Origin of the sequence: Aurantiacibacter spongiae (assembly GCF_003815535.1) — a bacterium.
GTDB classification, from domain to species: Bacteria; Pseudomonadota; Alphaproteobacteria; order Sphingomonadales; family Sphingomonadaceae; genus Alteraurantiacibacter; species Alteraurantiacibacter spongiae.
The window spans coordinates 2580027-2598879 of the sequence record NZ_RPFZ01000001.1; the positions used below are offsets into that span (position 1 = coordinate 2580027).

Sequence of the window (18853 nt, forward strand, 5' to 3'; positions counted from 1 at the left end):
ATGAACGGGCGGTTTCGTGAACGACGACGAAGCAGGGGAAGACAGGTGCGAAAGCTGGGCTTGATTGGCGGAATGAGCTGGGTTTCGACGCGCACCTATTACGATTGCATCAATCGCATCGTACAGCGCCATCGCGGCCCCCGTTCCTCGGCTCCGATGCTGATCGAAAGCCTCGATTTCGAACGGATCTACAAGCTGCAAACGTCGGAGGACTGGAAGCGCGGAGCCCAAGTTCTGACCGACAGCGCCCGGCGCCTGGCCGAAGCTGGTGCGCAGATGATCGTCATCGGGGCGAACTCCATGCACAAGGTCTTCGAGGACGTGCAGGCGGGCGTGGACGTGCCGATCCTTCACATCGCGGAGTGCGTCGGCAAAAGGATGGAGCAGGAGGGTGTCCGGCGTGCAGCCCTGATCGGGACGCGCAACGTGATGACGGAAAGCTTCTACCGCCGGCGTCTCGTGGCGCATGGTGTCGACCTGTTGCCTCCGGACATGGGAAATGTCGAGATGCTTGATTCCATCATCTACGACGAACTGATGGTCGGGCGAGCGACGCGAGGGGCGGAGCGCGCGTTGAAGTCCATGTTCACCGATCTCGAGAAGGACGGCGCCGAGGCGGTCGTTCTTGCCTGTACCGAGCTTGAGCAGGTGGTGGATACCGATGCCAACGTCCTGCCCGTTTTCGATTGCACCCGCATTCATGCAGAAGCCGCGGCAGAGTGGATCATGGGCGACGAATAGGCGCTTTTCTGCGCTGTTCCCGCCCTGTTCCCGTTGCCTGAAAACCGGCTGCTACCTAGCGCTGATCGCATGATCCGTGCACCGTATGCCGCCGACCCCGCAATGACACGCGGACGCGAATTCGATCAACCGGGCGACGGTGCGCGCGGTCCGCGGACGGCATTCCAGCGGGACCGGGACCGGATCATCCATTCCATTGCTTTTCGCCGGTTGGCCGGGAAGACCCAGGTTTTCGTCGCGCCGGACGGCGACCATTACCGGGTCCGGCTGACCCATAGCCTCGAGGTAGCGCAGATCGGGCGGGTGATCGCTCGCGAATTGCGGGCAGACGAGGATCTCACCGAAGCCCTGTGCCTCGCGCACGATCTCGGGCATCCGCCATTCGGCCACTCGGGGGAGGACGCTCTCGACGCTGCGCTCCACAACCGGGGCGGCTTCGATCACAACGGGCACACGTTGCGAACCGTCATGCGTCTGGACAGCCCCTATTGTGGCATATCGGGTCTCAACCTGTCCTGGGAGACACTGGAAGGTTTGGCCAAGCACAACGGGCCGGTCGCGACGCCCGGCTGGGCGCTCAGGGAACTCGACGAGCAATTTCCGCTCGATCTTCGCCAGTGGCCCTCGCTGGAAGCACAGATTGCCGCGCTGGCGGACGACATCGCTTACGATAATCACGATATAGACGACGGGCTTCGTGCCGGCTTCCTCGATCTCGACGACCTGCTGACGCTCGATTTCGTGGCCGAGCACTGGCGCGATGCAGAACGTCGCTTCCCTGGAGCGCCACGGGAGGCGCTTCTGCGCGAGCTGGTCCGCAGTCAGATCGGGACCATGGTGAACGACGTGATCGAAACCACGCGCAGCAAGCTCGAAGGCATGGAATCCCCCGCTCAGATACGCGAAGCGAACGCCGCCGTAGCCACGTTCAGCAGCGCCATGGCGCAGCGTGAAAGAGCGCTCAAACGCTTCATGTACGCCAGGCTTTATCATCACGGCGAACAAAGGGAGACAGCGTCGCGCGCCCGCGCCCTGGTCGCCCGCCTTTACGCCGCGTACGACCAGCAGCCCTCGCTGATGACGCAGGGCTGGACCGACGGGGCACCCGCCCGGGAACCTCAGCGCGCTCGGCATATCGCCGATTTCATTGCCGGAATGACCGATCGTTTCGCAATCGATCAGTATGCTCGCATTTTTGGCGAGCGACCGCAGGGTTTGTCAAATGTCTGACTTCGGGCGGGTGTTGCTGGTTGGCGCGACGGGACTTGTCGGGCGCGCTATCCTGACCCGGTCGATCGATCTGCCGAAGATACGTTTGCAAGCCCTGGCTCGCCGCGAGATACCCCTGCCTCGCGGAGCGCGCATGGAGTTGGTCCTGGCCGACGCGGAGGATTGGCCGGCTATCATCGCGACCCTGCAACCCGATGCCGTAATCTGCGCGCTCGGCACGACGCGGACCAAGGCCGGAAGCCGCGAGGCTTTCCGCGCGGTGGATCATGACCTGGTCATGGACGTCGCGAACGCGGCGAAAGCGAACGAGGCCACGCATTTCGTCATGGTCTCCGCAGCCGGGGCCGATGCAGCATCGCGCAATTTCTATTTACGGACCAAAGGGGAAACGGAAGAGGCCGTGCGTGCACTGAAGTTTTCACGCCTCGACATCCTTCGTCCAGGCCTGTTGCGCGGGCGACGCGCTGGAGACCGGCGCCCCCTTGAATCTCTTGCGCAGCTTGCCGCCCCTATCGTCGACCCTTTCCTTCGTGGGGGGAGGGCAAGGTATCGTTCGATCCCGACGGAGACCGTAGCCAAGGCCGCCTTGCAAGGAGCGAGCGCGAAAGCCCGCGGTTCGTTCGTCCACGCCAATGACGGTATCGCTCGTCTGGCGAGAGACCTGGACCGGCGCATGGCCTCCACGCCTCATTCGGGCTAGGCCATTCCCCAGGAGGCAGAGATGTGGAACACGATTTTCGGTATGGCGAACCTGTGGGCCTTGCTCGCCTGGACGGTGTTGATCGCCCTGCCGCGAAAGCCGGTATCGCTCTCGGCTTTGATGTATGCCGGTGTCGGGCTGCTCTGCCTCGCCTACGTCCTGCTGGTGGCACTTGTTCTGGGGGGTCTGGTCCACACCGGGGGAGAGCAAGGCGCAATATCCTTTACCTCCGTCCCCGGCGTTCGAGCGATCTTTTCTACCGATGCCGGCGTCACAATTGGCTGGATACACTATCTCGCGCTTGATCTGTTCGCCGGCCTTTGGATCGCACGCGATGCAGAAGCAAAAGCCTATTCGCGCCTGCTGCAAGCCCCTGTCCTTCTGCTTACCTTCATGGCCGGACCGGCGGGGTTGGGTGTATGGCTGCTCGTTCGAGAAGGGCGCGCCCGCGCCGTCGCGGGACCGCGGAAGCGATTGCGTTGAAACGTCACGCCCCTGCCGCCGACCGCAATTGTCTGCCGATCGCGAGGGAACTCGCGCGCGACCTGCCGGGCCGCGGAACGATTTTGGAGGTGGCGAGCGGAACCGGTCAGCATGCGGTCACCTTCGCAAGGGCGTTCAAGCGATTGATCTGGCAGCCCAGCGACTGCAGCGGCGATGCGCTCGCGTCAATCGCCGCCTGGCGCGCCGACAGCGAATGCACCAACCTTCTGTCACCGCTAGCACTCGACGCCGCTTCGCCTGAATGGCCCGTCGAAAAGGTCGATGCCATGGTTTGCATAAACATGGTCCACATCAGTGCGCCGGAGACGACCGAAGGCCTGTTCGCCGGTGCGGGTCGGCTGCTCGCGGCAGGAGACCCGTTGATACTCTACGGCCCGTTTTTTGAAGAAGGCGTCGATACGGCGTCGTCCAATATCGCCTTCGACGAAAGTCTCAGGGCGCGCGATGCGTCCTGGGGTCTGCGCCGCGTGGAATGGGTGGATTCGCTTGCGAGACGGTTTTCGTTCATTCGCGCCCGCCGCGCTCAGTTGCCGGCGAACAATATTCTGCTCGTCTATCGTAAGGAAGCCTGACCGGCTGAACGACATCGCAGCCGTGACCTTCGCAGATCGGTGTTTCCGACGCGCGTCAGGTCGCCCTGTCGACGTCGTTTGCCAGGGATTCCAGATCCTGACCCATGCCGCGCACGGTATTGCAGGCAGTGGCGCCGAAAGCGAGAGCACCCAAGGCGACGGCGATTACTATCTTTCGCATGTAAAACTCCTGAACCCGACTGCCCGCCGCTCTCGGACGAAAAGCCTTGCTTGTCCAGCCGTTAACCGCCGATGACTTCGTGCCGATCCCGCAGCCGCCGGCGTCGCAAAATGCTTTCGCGCCAGGTTATGATGATTCCGGCCAGGACGACGAGGGGAGCGCCCAGCCAGGTCCACACGGTCGGCAAAGTGGCGAAGATCAGCCAGCCGTAGAGGGTCGCCCAGATCAGACCCGAATAATCCATCACAATGACACTGGAGACCTCTCCATAACGCAGGGCAAGCGTCACCAAAACCTGACCGGCGGTTCCCGCCAGACCGATGCCCAGCAGGATCAGCCACTGGGTCGATGTATGTTCCGTCGCAACGAACGGCAGTACGGGTGCTGTCACCACGACGCTGGTGAAGGCGAACCAGAAGACGATCACCATCGGCTTGTCCGTTCGGCTGAGATCGCGGATCTGGATCGAGATAAGGGCGAGCATGAATGCGCCTCCCAGAGCGACGAGCGCACCGACAAGCGGCACATGCCCGCCGCCCGGCTGTGCGATGACCAGTACCCCTGCGAAACCGGCGATAACCGCAGACCAGCGCCACTTCCCCACATGTTCGCCCAGTAAGGTGGCGGACAGGATGACGGCCCAGATCGAGGACGTGAAGTTGAAGGTGGTCGCTTCCGCCAGCGGCAGGAGGATGACGCCGCCGAAATTGAATGCCATGCCCACCAGACCGTAGCCCGCGCGGATCGCATGGGAGCGCGGCCGTGCTGTCCTCAGGGTCGAGAGGCCGCCCGCGAGCATCGCCCAGCCGAGCAGTATCGGGACGGATACCGCCTGCCGCCAGAACACGATTTCGACGATATGTATGCCGCTTTCGGAAGCCAGCTTGATGAACATGGCCATTGTCCCGAAGGCGGCGATGCCAGCGATCCGGAGGATCAGAGCGAGAACGGGATTGTCGTCGGATGGATTGCCGGTCGCGGGAGCCACGGCCGCTGCCATAGGGCAGGCGACCAAACGTTCAAGCGCCGCGATCCGTTGCACCTGTATCGGACAGTCGTCATATGCAAGCCGCAATGCACGAGCCCGACTTCATCCTGTTCGCCAGCGACGCGACGATTTACGGGCTTTTCGGAATGGGCTTGCTTGTGCTCTCGCTCGTTTGCGCCATCGGCGACCGGCGTCGGCGCAATCGGCGACACATCGACCGGGTCGGCATCATGCCCTGGCGCGATCTGGGTGCGCTGACCGGCTTTGCCGGGCTGGTGCTGCTCGCATTTGCGGCGACCGGATGGCTCGCCGGCGGATAAGGGCGAAAGTCTAGAGACACGCCTCCAGATAAGCCTGATCGAAGCCGAACTGCCGGGCCTTCTCGAGAGTGTAGGGCCTGAGACCCGAGGAACGGAATTCGCCGATGATCTTGCCGTCGTCGCCCTCATCCAGATATTCGAAGTTGAACAGCTCCTGCGTCACGATCACGTCGCCTTCCATGCCGATCACCTCGGTGACATTGGTAGTGCGGCGCGACCCGTCGCGCAGGCGCTTCACCTGCACGATCAGGTCGACCGATTCGGCGATCTGACGACTGATGGCTTCCTTCGGGATCTTGATGTCGCCCATCAGGATCATGTTCTCCATACGGCCCAGGCATTCGCGCGGGCTGTTTGCGTGGAGCGTACACATCGAGCCGTCGTGGCCGGTGTTCATGGCGGCGAGAAGGTCGAAACATTCCGCGCCACGAATTTCGCCGAGGATGATGCGGTCCGGCCGCATACGCAGGGCGTTCTTCACGAGGTCGCCGATGGTGATGGCCCCCTGGCCCTCAAGGTTGGGAGGACGCGTCTCCAGCGGCAGCCAATGCGGCTGCTGGAGACGGAGTTCGGCCGCGTCCTCGATCGTCAGCACGCGCTCGCCGGGGTCGATCATCTTCGACAGGGCGTTGAGCATCGTCGTCTTGCCCGAGCCGGTACCGCCCGAGATCACGATGTTCATGCGGCTGGCACCGGCAATCTTGAGCGCGGTACACATTTTGTCGTTCATCGAATCCCACCCCTTCAGGTTATCGAGGGTGATGGGCTTTTCGGAGAACTTGCGAATGGAGATGGCTGTGCCTCGAAGGCTCAGCGGCGGAACGATCACGTTGACGCGGCTGCCGTCCTTCAGACGCGCGTCCGCCAGTGGCGTGGTCTGGTCGACGCGGCGACCGACCTGGTTCACGATGCGTTGGGCAATCTGGAACAGGTGCTGTTCGTCGCGGAACTTGATCGGCGCGACGACCAGTTTGCCCTTCTTTTCGATGTAGGTCTGATCCGGACCATTGACCATGATGTCGGTAACGTCAGGATCGTGCAGCAACTCTTCGAGCGGACCGAAGCCGAGCAGTTCGTCGATCAGTACCTTTTCGAGCGCGAATTGCTCGCGCCGGTTCAGCGTGACCTTCAACTCGGCCAGCACTTCCATGATGATCGGACGGAATTCCTCGCTCAATTCTTCCTTGCTGAGCGTTGCGGCAGCCTCGGGATCGACGCGCTCCAGCAGGCGGGGAAGCACCTGCTCCTTGATCTTGTGAACGCTTGCCTCGAACCCGCCGACTTCCTGGTTCTCGTGAACCGCATTGGAACGGTCTGCCAGACGTGACATCGCATCGTCGTGACGCGAGGGTGCGGGCTTCTGCGCCTCGCCCCCTTCGGGTAGCGGCGGGAACTGTTCTCCGCCGGGGGCAAGCGTTGCATCGTCGCCGCCGGGCGATCCGGAGCCGCCGCCGCGCATCGGCTTGGCGACACCGAAGCTGGGGCGCGCGCCCTTGCCCATACCGCCTGCGCCATTCTTGCGTCCGAAAGCGCTCATCGTGTGCCCCTCGATTGTCCGTTCGTGACAGGGCGGCGATCCGGCCGCTCCGTAGTGTCCGCCTTGTCGCCGAGTTTGGTGAACAATTCGCTAAGGTCGGCCACCGTGCAGCGTCGAAGGGGAGCCTGCGGCACTCCGGCCGTCGCCATCTTTCCGCCATTGTCATGGCGCCAAGCAAACCCTATCGGCACCCGTCGCCCTGGAAGGAAAGTTTCTCCGCCATGCAACAATCGGACCGTGCCGGGCTGCTGTTCGCGCTTGCTGGTTTCTGCTGCCTTTCGGTCGGCGATGCGGTCGTAAAGGGGATGGCAGACGAGTGGCCGGCCACCGCGATCGCGGCCCTTCGCTACGTCATGGGAGCAATCGGTCTATCGGCGATCCTGCTGGCACGGGAAGGGATGGCTCCGTTCCGGACTATCCCGAAACCCGGTATCCAGTGGCTGCGCGGTCTGGGGGTCGCGGTGGCGACAGTGTGCTTCTTTACCGGCGTGTGGCTGATGCCATTGGCGGACGCCGCCTCCATCACCTTCATGCAACCGATGCTCACCGCGGTACTCGCTGCGGCGTTCCTGGGGGAACGACTGCGAACCACCGCCGTGATCGCCACCATAGTCGCGTTCGGCGGGGTTTTGATCGTACTGCGCCCGAATTTCCTCGCCATCGGTCCTGCCGCCCTGCTGCCGCTGGTCGCCGCGTTCGGCATGGCCATCCTGATGACCGCGAACCGTGCGGCGCGCGGATCGGGGAGTGCCCTGGCCATGCAGGCTTATATCGCCTGCTTCGCCGCGCCCCTCCTCGTCGGCTTCGCAGTCGTCGGTCACGTCAGCGGTGTCGAGGAGTTTGCGGTGGACTGGCCCGAATGGCACGTCATCGCCCGCTGCGCCTTTGTCGCGGTATCGGCAAGTCTGGCGCATGGGCTTGTCTACATGGGCACCGAGCGAGCCGGCGCGGCAACGGTCGCGCCGATGACCTACGGGCAGTTGCTGGTGGCGATCACTCTCGGCTGGCTTTTTTTCGACGAGGTGCCCGACCTCGTCACCCTGCTGGGCGCTGCAATCATCATCGGCTCCGGCCTGTGGCTGTGGCGGGACGGGCGCAACCGCCGGCCGGAGGATGTGGCGCGCTGAACTCAAGGGCGGCGGAGCCACGCCGTAATGGTCCTGTCGTTCATCCGCACACTGACATCCTGGCGGTAGTTGCGTTCCAGAGCGCGCTCGACGAGCGCTGTCGCCTGTGGGTTCTGCAGCGTCATGGGCCGGTTCGCCGTAACGATGGCGCCTGGACGGGTGGCCAGGATCCGCGCCACTTCCGCAGTCTGATCGATGCCGATGGCCCGCGTCTCCAGTGCGTTGTTGAGGTGGTCGGGATAGACGAAGCGGCTCGGCGTGCAGCTTCCCGTCATGCGATAGAGAACAGTTGGCCCGTCCCACACGAACAGGCAATTCCTGTCCGCCCCGACATACGGAGCGATGGCTGCCGCCATGCGGTGCGTCGCGTCTCGTTCCGCGCCAGCCTGGGCATGGCGCGCCGGCATCGCCAGCAGGGTCCACAGGATCGAGACCAGAACGAGGCCGGGCACCATCCCGGCGGGGGTCCGGCGATCGAGTAGTGGAACGGCGACGAGCGCGACGGGCGCGGCCAGGGCGGCGTAATAATAGAGGTAGACGGTACCGGGCAGGAGCACAGTGCCGAGCGTCGCCACCGCCCAGCCGCAGAAATAACGCCACAGCGTCGCATCGTGCGGCGCGCGCAGGCGCAGCGCAGCGCACACTCCGCCCGCGGCGAGGACGACGAGCGGCGTGAGGCCGATCCAGTGGCTTTCGCTCCAGCGCCCCTGGGGTGCGGCGACGCGATCGAAGAACGACTGGAAATTGGCGAACCAGAAGGCGTCGAACTCCCCGATCGCCGCGTAAAAGCCCGCTACCAGAAGCGTGGGCGCCAGCCCGGCAAGGGCGAATACGGCGGCCTGGGAGACGAGCCCGGTATTGCTCGCCCCGCGTCGATACGAGACCCACAACGCCCAGCCGCCGAAGAAGGCGCATTGCGGCAGGACGGTGTACTTGATCTGCAGCGCAAAGCCGCCCAGCAGCATGGCAGCGAGCGAGCGGCGCGCGAAATGGGGATGGTCGCGGTCGGCGAGCAGCGCGGCCATGCCGAGAATGAGAGGGGTGAAGAACACCTCGCTCTGCGCCGAATAGCTGGCATAGGCCGACAGCAGCATCGCGTAGATGGCGGCGGCGCAGGCACTCGCGAAAGGATCGGCCAATCGCCGCGCAAGGCGGTAGGTGATGGCGGAGCCGGCCAGCACGAACACGCAGGCGACCCCCTGGTAAGCCAGCGTTTCCGGCCCGAACAGGGCGTGGATGGCGGCAAAGATGGCGAACAGGCCGAAGGGCTTGCGATCCCACCAGTCGACGAAGGGCAGTTCGCCGTGCGTCATGCGCCAGCCGATGAACGAGTAGAGCTGCTCGTCAAAATCGGCCACCGGATCGCCGAACCATACGGCGCGGGTGGCCAGCACGGTGATCGCGACGAGGGCGAGGGCGATCAAGTCCGGCGCGCGCATCCACGCGACGAGCCGCCCGCCTGCCGGTGCGCCCGCCACCGGCGGACCGGTCATCGCATTGCCTCGCCTGGCTTCCATCCCCCTCGATTGCCCCTTGCATGGTTAAGATGTCGTTGCCGGCGGCGATGGCCGTGGTGGACCGCAAACCGGAAATTAACCCTCTTTCCCGTAGAACCTGGGGTCATGGCTACCTCCCCCGACATGCTGTCGCCCTGCGCCGACCGGACGGACCATCGCTTCGGAGGGATGCGCGCCGGGGCGGTGCGTCTCGGGGCGATCGTGCCGTGGCGCTGGATCGGCGTCTGGCTGCTGCTTCCCAACATCGTCAACATCGCCATGTGGCCCATCGGCGGTCCGGTCATGCAGCATCCGCTGATGCTGTTCGGCCTCGCCGCGCTGCTTGCCGCGCAATTGCCCTGGACCTTCGCCAAGCGACTGGTGCTCGCGGTACTGATGCTGGCGATCACGACCGTTTATGCCTGCCTGAGCTTCAACCTCCCGATCTGGGGCTTCGTCCATCTTCCCGATTTCGCGCGGGAAGTTAAACCGTGGCGCGCGCCGATCTACCTCGCGGGCGCCGGGGTGTTCCTCGTCGCCTTCGTCGCCGCGCTGCGGCTGGTGCCCACCGTGCCGCGGATGCGCAATTTCTGGACCATGCTGACCGCGCTTGCCGCGGTCTGGGGCGTGTCGCAGGCCGATGCCCTGATTTCCGCGCCCACCGGCGACAGCTACCGCGCGTCTCCCGGCCCGGGCGATCCGTTCGAGGCGGCGAGCTGGCACAACGGCCTCGCCGTGCCGCCGACCGACGGGCGCAACGTCGTCATCGTGCTGGTCGAGGCGCTCGGCCTGCCGACCGGCGATGTCGAGACGGCACTGTTCGACGCGGCCTGGAACCGCCCCGACCTGGCAGGCCGCTACGACATCGCGACCGGCAGCGTGCCGTTCTACGGCTCCACCACCAATGCCGAGCTGCGCGAATTGTGCGGACAGTTCGGCCGCTATGACAGCTTCGACTTCGAGGATGCGCGCTGCCTTCCCGAAATCTACCAGGCGGCCGGCTACCGCACCAGCGCGATGCACAGCTTTTCGAGCGCGCTGTTCCATCGCTACGAATGGTACCCGCGGCTGGGTTTCGGGAGCATAGAATTCGCTCCCGAACTCGAGGCCGCCGGATCGGGTGCCTGCTCCGGCCTGTTCCCCGGCGCCTGCGATACCGGCGTCCCCGCGATCATCGCGAGACGGCTGAAGGCGGGCGACGGGCCGCAGCTGATCTACTGGCTCACGCTCAATTCGCACCTTCCCGTCGTCGCTCCCGAAGGCGCTGGGCCGAACAGCTGCCGGCTCGGACCGGACGCATGGAGCCGCGATAACCAGAGCCTGTGCCGCCTGTTCGCGATCCATTCGCGGCTGGCCGACGCGCTGGATGCGCTGGCGAGCGATCCCGACCTGCCGCCGACCGACTTCCTGATCGTGGGCGACCACATGCCGCCCTTCTTCCAGCGCGAGACGCGGCTGCGCTTCGATACGCGGCACGTTCCCTTCATCCACCTGCGCAGCCGCGCCGAAGCCGCTACCCCCGTCGGCGGCTGATCCCTTGCCAGAACCGCCCGTCGGCGCCATTTCGGTACCGATGGCGGACACCGAGGTCACGACTTGCTGGCTGTGCGAGCGCGCGCTCGGTCGCCGGGTGCAGCACCATCATGTCGTGCCCAAGGCCAAGAAGGGCCGCGTGACGGTCCCGGTCCATCCGATCTGCCACCGCACCATCCACGCCCATTTCACCAATGCCGAACTCGCCCGGACGCAGGGGAAACGGGCGCCCCTGGTGGCGCAGCCCGATGTCGCACGGTTCCTCGACTGGATCGCCGACAAGCCGCCCGAATTCCATGCTCCCACGCGCCGCCCGAAGTCGCGAAACTGACGAAGTTTACACCCTGTCAGCCTTTCAGAAGCGAGGATTACCGTGGAAATCCAGCATCTTGAGCCAGCAGTGCGAAGTTGACACCTTGCGGGATTGAAAATTGCGCTTCACCCCCTTTCCGGCAGAACGAGCCACGACGCGCCGATGCATCATGGCCCGCTCTGTAGGAAAGGAATAGCGCGCTATTCGTCCATCAGTTGCTGCATCAGGTAGACGATCTGCATAGCGCGCAGCTTGGCCCGCTGTTCGTTGTCGACGCCGCCCGAATGGCCGCCCTGGGTATCCTCGAAATAGAGGTAGTCGTCGCCGTTTGCGGCCATGCGCGCCGCGGCCTTGCGCCCGTGGCTGGGATGGGTGCGATCGTCGGCGGTGGAAGTGACGAAGAAGACCCGTGGGAAGTCCTTGCCCGAATTGAGCGCCTGATAGGGCGAATACGGCTCGATCCACGCGCGCTGTTCGGGAATGCGCGGATCGCCATATTCGCCGATCCACGACGCGCCGCGCCCGATATACTGGTAGCGCAGCATGTCGAAGAGCGGAATCTGCACGATCGCCGCGTCGAACAGGTCGGGTCGCTGGGTGAAGGCGGTGCCGACCAGCAGGCCGCCCTGGCTGCCGCCCTGAACGCCCAGATTGTCGGGACTGGTAAAGCCGCGCTCCACCAGATCCTCGCCGACGGCGATGAAATCGTCCCAGGTGCGCTGCTTGTTCTCGCGGATCGCGCTCTGATGCCATTCCGGCCCGAATTCCCCGCCGCCGCGCAGGTTCGCGAGGACGTAGGCACCGCCGCGCTCCAGCCACATCTTCCCGGTCGAGCCGAGGTAGGAAGGCAGTTGCGGCACCTGGAACCCGCCATATCCGTAGAGCAGGGTAGAAGTGTGACCATCCATCTCCATGCCCGCCGGCTTGACGATGAAGTAAGGAATCTTCGTGCCGTCGGCGCTGGTCGCCTCGTACTGCTCGATCTCCATCCCGGTCGCATCGAAGCGCGCCGGCGCTTCCTTCACGGGCACCAGATCGACGCCGTTCTCGGCGTAGTAATAGGTGCCGGGCGAAAGGAAATCGGTGCTGGTGAACATGATCTGGTCGGTCTCGTTCGATGCCGTGGCGACCCCGACCGTGGCGTTTTCCGGCAGGGCGATGCGCTGCGAGACCCACTCGCCATCCTCATAGTCGAACTTCAGCACCTGCCCGCGGACATTATCGAGCAGGGTGACGTAGAGACTGCTGGCCGTGGTGCTGGCGCCGCGCTTGGTCTGACGTTCGCCGGGTGCCCATACCAGCTCCTTGGGCGCCCCGTTGGGATCCGCCTTGAACGCCTCCAGATCGACCGCGACGATCGAATCGGCGGGAAAGGTCTGGTCGCCGGTGTTCCAGTCGACATCGGTCGAGAACAGCATGTGCCCGTCGACGATGCCGTACGGCCCGGCCTTGCGCGGCAGGTCGAGCGGCACCCATTCGCCGTCCTTTTCGAAATAGTAGGCGCGCTCGTGAAAGGACAGGCCGCGATAGGCGATGCGGCCGTGGATCGTGCCCGCCGCATCGCGCAGCAGATACGCGCCTGCCGAAACGTCGGTCGGTTCGCCGCGGAAGATCTCGCGCGCTTCGGAGATCGGCGTGCCGCGATGCCATTCGCGCGTGGTGAAGGGGTAGAAACTTTCGGTGACGGTGTTCTCGCCGAAATCGCGGCTGATCAGCAGCGTGTCCTCGTCCACCCAGCTCGCGCTGCCCTGGCTTTCGGGCAATTCGAAGCCGTCCTCCACGAAGCGCAATGTGTCGAGATCGAATTCGCGCACGACGCTGGCGTCCTTGCCGCCATCGGACAGCGAGACGAGGCAGCGCGTGCCGTCGGGCGGCAGGCAGGAAAAGCCCTGATAGACCCACTCCTTGCCCTCGGCCTCTGCCAGTGCGTCGATATCGAGGATGGTTTCCCATTCGGGATCGTCGCTGCGCCAGCTATCGAGCGTGGTGCGGCGCAGGATGCCCTTGGGATTGTCCGCGTCCTGCCAGAAATTGACCAGGCCGTAATGGGTGAAGCCGACGCCGGGAACGCGATCCTCGGCATTGTAGATGGCCAATGCTTCGGCCTTGAGCTCCTCGAACCGGGGATCGGTCTGGAGCGCGGCGACGGTCTTCTCGTTCTCTTTCTCGACCCAGGCGAGGGCGCGGTCGCTGCGGGTTTCCTCGAGCCAGATGAACGGATCGTTCTCGGCTTCGAATTCGGTATTGGTCACGGTGTTGGAATCCTGCGCGGCCACGGGCGTGGCGGTGAGTGCGGCGAGCGCGAGCGAGGTCGCGAGCGCGCGGGTCGATACGAGTTTCATGATTGCTCCCCTTCCGAAACGGCTGGCCCTACCTTGGCCGGGAACGGGGCGATTGCAAGGCCTTACGGCGGATGGGGCGCGGATACGAAAAGGGCGACCCGCGCGGGCCGCCCGTCACGTTATAGCGAGAGGTGCGAGCAGGTCAGTCCTCGACGTGTTCGGCCAGCACGGTCAGGCCGTTATCGCCCACTTCGGCGAAACCACCGCGCACGGCGATGCTTTCGGGCGATGCACCTTCGCTGCGATAGACCTGCACGTCCCCGTCGCGGATGGTGGACATGAACGGGGCGTGGCCTTCCAGCACGCCGAATTCCCCTTCCACGCCGGGGACCACGACCATGTGGACATCTTCGGAGCGGACCAGCTTGCCGGGCGTGACGAGTTCGAAATGCAGGGCCATGTCAGTTGTCTTTCGCTTGCGCGCGCGTGTCTGTCGCGCGCTCTCTACTATCGCCGGACGCGGTGTCCAGCCCCAGATACAACAGCACCGCGATGGCGCCGCCAATGAAATATCCCGCCGCCGTCAGCATGCTTTCCCAGATCATCGCGTAGCCGACGAGCTGCCAGGCGAACAGCGGGACCAGCGCTATCACCGCGGCGCTGGCCACGAAGGGCTTGAGAAGTCCCTCCCTGCGCCCTCTCCAGATCAGCAACATGCAGCCGAAATTCACGGCGACGGCGGGAAAGGCCAGCGGATAGAGCCACCAAGGCGAATAGGGCTGGCCGAATACCGCGTTGGCGAGATCGGCGAAGCCGCTGTCGAAAAGCTGCCACGGCTCGCGCCGCCAGCGATGGATGTCGAAGGCCGAGATCAGCAGGAAGACCGCGATCCCGGCCTGCGACAGGCGGCGGAGGAGGTGGGGCGATCGGTGCCGGAAATCCGCCTCCGCCATCGGTTCTATCAGGCGTCCTCGGCCATCTTCTTGGCCTTTTCCACGGCCTCGTCGATGCCGCCAACCATGTAGAAGGCGCTTTCGGGCAGGTGATCGTACTCACCCTCGACCACGGCCTTGAACGACTTGATCGTGTCTTCCAGCTGCACGAACTTGCCGGGAATGTTGGTGAACACCTCGGCGACGTGGAACGGCTGCGACAGGAAGCGCTGAATCTTGCGCGCGCGCTGCACGGTCAGCTTGTCCTCTTCGGACAGCTCATCCATGCCGAGAATGGCGATAATGTCCTGCAGGCTCTTGTACTTCTGCAGCGTTTCCTGAACGGCGCGGGCCGTCTCGTAATGCTCCTGCCCGACGACGCGCGGCTCCAGCACCCGGCTGGTGGAATCGAGCGGGTCGACCGCCGGGTAGATGCCCAGCTCCGAGATCGCGCGGTTCAGCGTGGTCGTCGCGTCGAGGTGCGCGAAGCTGGTGGCGGGCGCGGGGTCGGTCAGGTCGTCCGCCGGCACGTAGATCGCCTGGACCGAGGTGATCGAACCCTTGGTGGTCGAGGTGATCCGCTCCTGCAGATTGCCCATGTCGGTCGACAGGGTCGGCTGATAGCCCACCGCCGAGGGGATACGGCCGAGCAGCGCGGACACTTCGGAACCGGCCTGCGTGAAGCGGAAGATGTTGTCGACGAAGAACAGCACGTCCTGCCCTTCGACGTCGCGGAAATATTCCGCCATCGTCAGGCCCGACAGCGCCACGCGGGCCCGCGCGCCCGGCGGCTCGTTCATCTGGCCGAACACCAGTGCCACCTTGCTGCCTTCCGAGACGGCGTTGCCGTCCTCGTCCTTGGCGATGACGCCGGCGTCGAGGAATTCGTGGTAGAGATCGTTGCCCTCGCGGGTACGCTCGCCCACGCCGGCGAACACCGACACGCCGCCGTGACCCTTGGCGATGTTGTTGATCAGCTCCTGGATCAGCACGGTCTTGCCCACGCCCGCGCCGCCGAACAGGCCGATCTTGCCACCGCGCGCATAGGGCGCGAGCAGGTCGATGACCTTGATGCCGGTGACGAGGATGTCCGCTTCGGTCGACTGGTCGATGAATTCCGGCGCTTCCGCGTGGATCGGGGCGGTCTGCTCTGCGCCGATGGGGCCGCGCTCGTCGATCGGCTGGCCGACGACGTTCATGATGCGGCCCAGCGTCTTCGGGCCGACGGGCACGGAAATCTGCTGCCCGGTGGAGATCACCTCCTGCCCGCGCGTCAACCCGTCCGTGCCGTCCATCGCGATGGTGCGAACGGTGTTCTCGCCCAGGTGCTGCGCCACTTCGAGGACCAGCGTGGTGTCGCCGTTCTTCGTTTCCAGCGCGGTGAGGATGGGCGGCAGTTCGCCTTCGAAGACGACGTCGACGACGGCGCCGATGACCTGCGCGATCGCGCCATTGGTGGTCTGGTTCAATACGGGGGCGGTGGCCATTTTCGGTTCCTACTTGATTAATCGTTGAATTTGGTAGGCGCGGAGCTCTGTTCGGAGCAATCGTCGAAATAGAATGCCATATGGCATTGAACTACCTTGGCATTGAGCATCTCGTCGGGAGCATTCTCAAGACTGTAAGTACAATCATGTCCCACGGAGCTGCCAGAAATTTCGGTGCAGCGAGCATAAGCAATGTCGAGCGATTGGCCGGCTGCTTGGCGAGCGGCTCGTACCAAGAATTTACCTTTTGCGAATTCATTGGTCGTCTCAAGATCGAATTCACTGAGGGTTTCGTTGGCAGCCAGTGCGGCGTGGTTCGCCTGTGAAGCTTCATCGCTCCCGCTACATCCAGCAAGGATGGAGGCCAGAATGAGAGCGGTCGGTTTCATCAGAGCGCTTCCGCGCCCGCGATGATCTCGATCAGTTCGGTGGTGATCGCGGCCTGTCGGCTACGGTTGTATTCGATGGTCAGCTTGTCGATCAGGTCGCCGGCGTTGCGCGTGGCGTTGTCCATCGCCGTCATCGAGGCGCCCTGTTCGGAAGCCTCGCGCTCCAGCAGCGCGCCGAAGATCTGCGTCTTGACGTAACGCGGCGCCATGTCCTCGAGGATTTCCTCCTCGCCCGGCTCGTACTCCACGACGGCATCGCTCGCTTCGGCGGTTTCGGGGGCGGGGACGGGTATCAGCTGCTGCGTCACCGGATCCTGCGCCAGCGCGGACTTGAACACCGGATAGACGAGATGCGCGACGTCGAATTCGCCGTTCCCGAACCGCGTGATCAGATCGTCTGCGATGGCCTCGGCCTCCTCGAAGCCCGGCGTGCGCGCCTCGGACGTATCGAACCACTTCTCCACGCGGTCGGCATAGTCGCGCTTGATCGGCGCGCGGCCCTTCTTGCCGACGAGGTAGAAGGAAACCTCCTTGCCCTCGGCAAGCAGGGCCTTCGCCTTGCGCTTGGCTTCCTTCACGATATTGGCGTTGAGGCCGCCGCACAGCCCCTTGTCGGTGTTGACCACCACCAGCAGGTGACGCTGTTCGTTGCCCGTGCCGCGCATCAGCCGCGGCGCGGAATCGCTGTCGCCGACCTTCGCCGCGAGGCTTCCCATGACCGAAGCCAGCCGCTCCGCATACGGGCGCGCCGATTCGGCGGCCGCCTGCGCCCGGCGCAGCTTCGCCGCCGCGACCATCTGCTTGGCCTTGGTGATCTTCTGGGTCGACTTGACCGAGTTGATCCGGCCCTTGAGTTCCTTGAGTGAAGCCACTCTTCCAACTCTCCAATTCGTCACTCCGGCGAAAGCCGGCGTCTCTATCCACTAGGTCGTACCTTGCGGCACGAGATCCCGGCCTTCGCCGGGATGACGGCTGATGTCCTCAGGCGAACTGCTTGGCGAAGGTATCGAGCGCGGCGACGGTCTTGTCCTTCGTGTCGCCCTCGAACTTCTGGGTGGTGCGGATCTCGTCCAGCACGTCCTGGTGCTCGGATCGCATGAAGCTGAGCATCGCGGCCTCGTATTCGGTCACGCGGTCCACGGCGACATCGTCCAGATAGCCATTCGTGCCGGCGAAGATCGACACGGTCTGCTCCTCGAACGGCATCGGGCTGAACTGCGGCTGCTTGAGCAGCTCGGTCAGGCGCGCGCCGCGATTGAGCAGCTTCTGCGTCGAGGCGTCGAGGTCCGAGCCGAACTGCGCGAAGGCCGCCATCTCGCGGTACTGCGCCAGCTCCAGCTTGATCGAGCCGGACACCTTCTTCATCGCCTTGGTCTGCGCGGCGCCGCCCACGCGGCTGACCGACAGGCCGACATTGATCGCCGGGCGAATGCCCTGGAAGAACAGGTCCGTCTCCAGGAAGATCTGCCCGTCGGTGATGGAAATCACGTTGGTCGGGATATAGGCCGACACGTCGCCCGCCTGCGTCTCGATGATCGGCAGTGCGGTCAGCGATCCGCCGCCGTTCTCGTCGTTCATCTTCGCCGCGCGTTCGAGCAGGCGGGAGTGCAGGTAGAACACGTCGCCGGGATAGGCTTCGCGGCCCGGCGGCCGGCGCAGCAGCAGCGACATCTGGCGATAGGCGACGGCCTGCTTGGAAAGGTCGTCATACACGATGACGGCGTGCATGCCGTTGTCGCGGAAGAATTCGCCCATCGCGGCGCCGGTATAGGGCGCGAGATACTGGAGCGGGGCAGGCTCGGACGCGGTGGCGGCGACGACGATGGAATATTCCATCGCCCCGTTTTCCTCCAGGCTCTTCACGATCTGCGCGACGGTGGAGCGCTTCTGCCCCACGGCGACGTAGATGCAGTAGAGCTTCTTGCCCTCGTCATCGCCGGAATTGACGCCCTTCTGGTTGATGAAGGTGTCGATGGCGACTGCGCTCTTGCCGGTCTGACGGTCGCCGATGATAAGCTCGCGCTGGCCGCGGCCGACGGGCACGAGCGCGTCGATCGCCTTGAGACCGGTCTGCACCGGCTCGTCCACGCTCTTGCGCGGGATGATGCCCGGCGCCTTCTGCTCCACGCGCATCCGCTTCACGTCGGACAGCGGACCCTTGCCGTCGATCGGCTGGCCGAGCGCATCGACCACGCGGCCCAGCAGGCCCTTGCCGACCGGCACGTCCACGATGGTGCCGGTGCGCTTGACGGTATCGCCTTCCTTGATGTCGTTGTCCGATCCGAAGATCACGACGCCGACATTGTCCGCCTCCAGGTTCAGCGCCATGCCCTCGACGCCGTTGGCGAAGGCGACCATTTCGCCGGCCTGCACCTTGTCGAGGCCGTGGATGCGGGCGATGCCGTCACCCACGCTCAGTACGGAGCCGACTTCGCTGACCTCGGCCTCGTTGCCGAAGCTGGCGATCTGGTCCTTGATGACCTTGGAGATTTCTGCGGCGCGGATATCCATGTTCGTTCAG

General features: G+C 64.5%; 20 protein-coding genes. 9 read left to right on the plus strand and 11 right to left on the minus strand.

The features are described 5' to 3' along the window. Positions 1-45: 45 nt before the first annotated feature. The 5 genes from EG799_RS12605 (at position 46) to EG799_RS12625 (ending at position 3747) form a co-directional block, all read left to right on the plus strand. Positions 46-741: an aspartate/glutamate racemase family protein gene (locus EG799_RS12605; RefSeq protein WP_123881836.1), complete on the plus strand. Its 696-nt coding sequence runs from the start codon at positions 46-48 to the stop codon at positions 739-741. 69 nt (positions 742-810) lie between these two features. Next, positions 811-1971 carry a deoxyguanosinetriphosphate triphosphohydrolase gene (locus EG799_RS12610; RefSeq protein WP_123881839.1) on the plus strand — a complete coding sequence of 387 codons (1161 nt, stop codon included), beginning with the start codon at positions 811-813 and terminating at the stop codon, positions 1969-1971. Continuing rightward, complete coding sequence (locus tag EG799_RS12615) at positions 1925-2671, plus strand: NAD(P)H-binding protein (RefSeq protein ID WP_234029153.1); 747 nt, start codon at positions 1925-1927, stop codon at positions 2669-2671. Before EG799_RS12610 ends, EG799_RS12615 begins: the two co-directional genes overlap by 47 nt. 21 nt (positions 2672-2692) lie before the next feature. Further along, a complete protein-coding gene (locus EG799_RS12620) occupies positions 2693-3154 on the plus strand; it encodes an ABA4-like family protein (protein ID WP_123881842.1) in 462 nt (153 codons plus the stop codon). Further along, positions 3151-3747 carry a DUF938 domain-containing protein gene (locus tag EG799_RS12625; RefSeq protein ID WP_325051116.1) on the plus strand — a complete coding sequence of 199 codons (597 nt, stop codon included), beginning with the start codon at positions 3151-3153 and terminating at the stop codon, positions 3745-3747. The genes EG799_RS12620 and EG799_RS12625 overlap by 4 nt, the downstream gene beginning before the upstream one ends. A gap of 55 nt (positions 3748-3802) precedes the next feature. Here the strand turns inward: EG799_RS12625 and EG799_RS14095 are convergent, their stop codons facing one another. Both EG799_RS14095 and EG799_RS12635 read right to left on the minus strand, forming a co-directional pair. Then, positions 3803-3928 carry an entericidin A/B family lipoprotein gene (locus tag EG799_RS14095; protein WP_123881848.1) on the minus strand — a complete coding sequence of 42 codons (126 nt, stop codon included), beginning with the start codon at positions 3926-3928 and terminating at the stop codon, positions 3803-3805. Between the two features lie 61 nt (positions 3929-3989). Further along, the gene (locus EG799_RS12635) at positions 3990-4916 is read right to left on the minus strand and encodes a DMT family transporter (protein WP_234029154.1); all 927 of its coding nucleotides are present in this window, start codon (positions 4914-4916) and stop codon (positions 3990-3992) included. An 86-nt stretch (positions 4917-5002) separates the two neighbouring features. Between EG799_RS12635 and EG799_RS12640 the strand changes: the two genes are divergently transcribed. Next, positions 5003-5236 (plus strand): hypothetical protein, encoded by a 234-nt coding sequence (locus EG799_RS12640; RefSeq protein ID WP_123881854.1) that lies wholly within the window; start codon positions 5003-5005, stop codon positions 5234-5236. Positions 5237-5246: 10 nt separating this feature from the next. Here EG799_RS12640 and EG799_RS12645 read toward each other — a convergent pair whose 3' ends face one another. Then, positions 5247-6773, minus strand: coding sequence for a CpaF family protein (locus EG799_RS12645; protein WP_123881857.1), 1527 nt, complete (start codon positions 6771-6773; stop codon positions 5247-5249). Positions 6774-6994: 221 nt separating this feature from the next. Between EG799_RS12645 and EG799_RS12650 the strand changes: the two genes are divergently transcribed. Further along, complete coding sequence (locus tag EG799_RS12650) at positions 6995-7900, plus strand: DMT family transporter (RefSeq protein WP_123881860.1); 906 nt, start codon at positions 6995-6997, stop codon at positions 7898-7900. Positions 7901-7902: 2 nt separating this feature from the next. On the opposite strand, the gene EG799_RS12655 is transcribed toward EG799_RS12650, so the two are convergent. Then, entirely contained in the window at positions 7903-9417 is a 1515-nt protein-coding gene (locus EG799_RS12655; RefSeq protein WP_123881863.1) for a glycosyltransferase family 39 protein, read from the minus strand. A gap of 105 nt (positions 9418-9522) precedes the next feature. Between EG799_RS12655 and EG799_RS12660 the strand changes: the two genes are divergently transcribed. Together EG799_RS12660 and EG799_RS12665 are read left to right on the plus strand one after the other, a co-directional pair. Then, complete coding sequence (locus EG799_RS12660; RefSeq protein ID WP_123881866.1) at positions 9523-10929, plus strand: sulfatase-like hydrolase/transferase; 1407 nt, start codon at positions 9523-9525, stop codon at positions 10927-10929. A gap of 40 nt (positions 10930-10969) precedes the next feature. Further along, complete coding sequence (locus tag EG799_RS12665) at positions 10970-11260, plus strand: HNH endonuclease (protein WP_123881869.1); 291 nt, start codon at positions 10970-10972, stop codon at positions 11258-11260. A 182-nt stretch (positions 11261-11442) separates the two neighbouring features. On the opposite strand, the gene EG799_RS12670 is transcribed toward EG799_RS12665, so the two are convergent. The 7 genes from EG799_RS12670 to atpA all read right to left on the minus strand — a co-directional run bounded on the left by EG799_RS12670 (position 11443) and on the right by atpA (position 18843). Further along, positions 11443-13584 carry a prolyl oligopeptidase family serine peptidase gene (locus tag EG799_RS12670; protein WP_123881872.1) on the minus strand — a complete coding sequence of 714 codons (2142 nt, stop codon included), beginning with the start codon at positions 13582-13584 and terminating at the stop codon, positions 11443-11445. A 142-nt stretch (positions 13585-13726) separates the two neighbouring features. Further along, positions 13727-13984: an ATP synthase F1 subunit epsilon gene (locus tag EG799_RS12675; RefSeq protein ID WP_123881875.1), complete on the minus strand. Its 258-nt coding sequence runs from the start codon at positions 13982-13984 to the stop codon at positions 13727-13729. A 1-nt stretch (position 13985) separates the two neighbouring features. Next, on the minus strand, positions 13986-14477 hold the full coding sequence (locus EG799_RS12680) for a hypothetical protein (protein WP_123881878.1): 492 nt from the start codon (positions 14475-14477) through the stop codon (positions 13986-13988). An 8-nt stretch (positions 14478-14485) separates the two neighbouring features. Continuing rightward, a complete protein-coding gene (gene atpD / locus EG799_RS12685) occupies positions 14486-15943 on the minus strand; it encodes a F0F1 ATP synthase subunit beta (protein WP_123881881.1) in 1458 nt (485 codons plus the stop codon). Positions 15944-15960: 17 nt separating this feature from the next. Continuing rightward, a complete protein-coding gene (locus EG799_RS12690) occupies positions 15961-16332 on the minus strand; it encodes a hypothetical protein (protein WP_123881884.1) in 372 nt (123 codons plus the stop codon). After that, positions 16332-17204, minus strand: coding sequence for a F0F1 ATP synthase subunit gamma (locus tag EG799_RS12695; protein ID WP_123881887.1), 873 nt, complete (start codon positions 17202-17204; stop codon positions 16332-16334). Before EG799_RS12695 ends, EG799_RS12690 begins: the two co-directional genes overlap by 1 nt. A 109-nt stretch (positions 17205-17313) precedes the next feature. Beyond that, a complete protein-coding gene (atpA, locus tag EG799_RS12700) occupies positions 17314-18843 on the minus strand; it encodes a F0F1 ATP synthase subunit alpha (protein WP_123881890.1) in 1530 nt (509 codons plus the stop codon). Positions 18844-18853 lie beyond the last annotated feature (10 nt).

Bases quoted from the DNA above. Each gene is read 5' to 3' on its own strand.
- EG799_RS12620 (WP_123881842.1), top strand. From the start codon at position 2,693: ATGTGGAACACGATTTTCGGTATGGCGAACCTGTGGGCCTTGCTCGCC.
- atpD (WP_123881881.1), bottom strand. From the start codon at position 15,943: ATGGCCACCGCCCCCGTATTGAACCAGACCACCAATGGCGCGATCGCG.
- EG799_RS12655 (WP_123881863.1), bottom strand. From the start codon at position 9,417: ATGGAAGCCAGGCGAGGCAATGCGATGACCGGTCCGCCGGTGGCGGGC.
- EG799_RS12670 (WP_123881872.1), bottom strand. From the start codon at position 13,584: ATGAAACTCGTATCGACCCGCGCGCTCGCGACCTCGCTCGCGCTCGCC.
- EG799_RS12675 (WP_123881875.1), bottom strand. From the start codon at position 13,984: ATGGCCCTGCATTTCGAACTCGTCACGCCCGGCAAGCTGGTCCGCTCC.
- EG799_RS12660 (WP_123881866.1), top strand. From the start codon at position 9,523: ATGGCTACCTCCCCCGACATGCTGTCGCCCTGCGCCGACCGGACGGAC.
- EG799_RS14095 (WP_123881848.1), bottom strand. From the start codon at position 3,928: ATGCGAAAGATAGTAATCGCCGTCGCCTTGGGTGCTCTCGCTTTCGGC.
- EG799_RS12640 (WP_123881854.1), top strand. From the start codon at position 5,003: ATGCACGAGCCCGACTTCATCCTGTTCGCCAGCGACGCGACGATTTAC.
- atpA (WP_123881890.1), bottom strand. From the start codon at position 18,843: ATGGATATCCGCGCCGCAGAAATCTCCAAGGTCATCAAGGACCAGATC.
- EG799_RS12690 (WP_123881884.1), bottom strand. From the start codon at position 16,332: ATGAAACCGACCGCTCTCATTCTGGCCTCCATCCTTGCTGGATGTAGC.
- EG799_RS12645 (WP_123881857.1), bottom strand. From the start codon at position 6,773: ATGAGCGCTTTCGGACGCAAGAATGGCGCAGGCGGTATGGGCAAGGGC.
- EG799_RS12650 (WP_123881860.1), top strand. From the start codon at position 6,995: ATGCAACAATCGGACCGTGCCGGGCTGCTGTTCGCGCTTGCTGGTTTC.
- EG799_RS12680 (WP_123881878.1), bottom strand. From the start codon at position 14,477: ATGGCGGAGGCGGATTTCCGGCACCGATCGCCCCACCTCCTCCGCCGC.
- EG799_RS12665 (WP_123881869.1), top strand. From the start codon at position 10,970: ATGGCGGACACCGAGGTCACGACTTGCTGGCTGTGCGAGCGCGCGCTC.
- EG799_RS12615 (WP_234029153.1), top strand. From the start codon at position 1,925: ATGCTCGCATTTTTGGCGAGCGACCGCAGGGTTTGTCAAATGTCTGAC.
- EG799_RS12610 (WP_123881839.1), top strand. From the start codon at position 811: ATGATCCGTGCACCGTATGCCGCCGACCCCGCAATGACACGCGGACGC.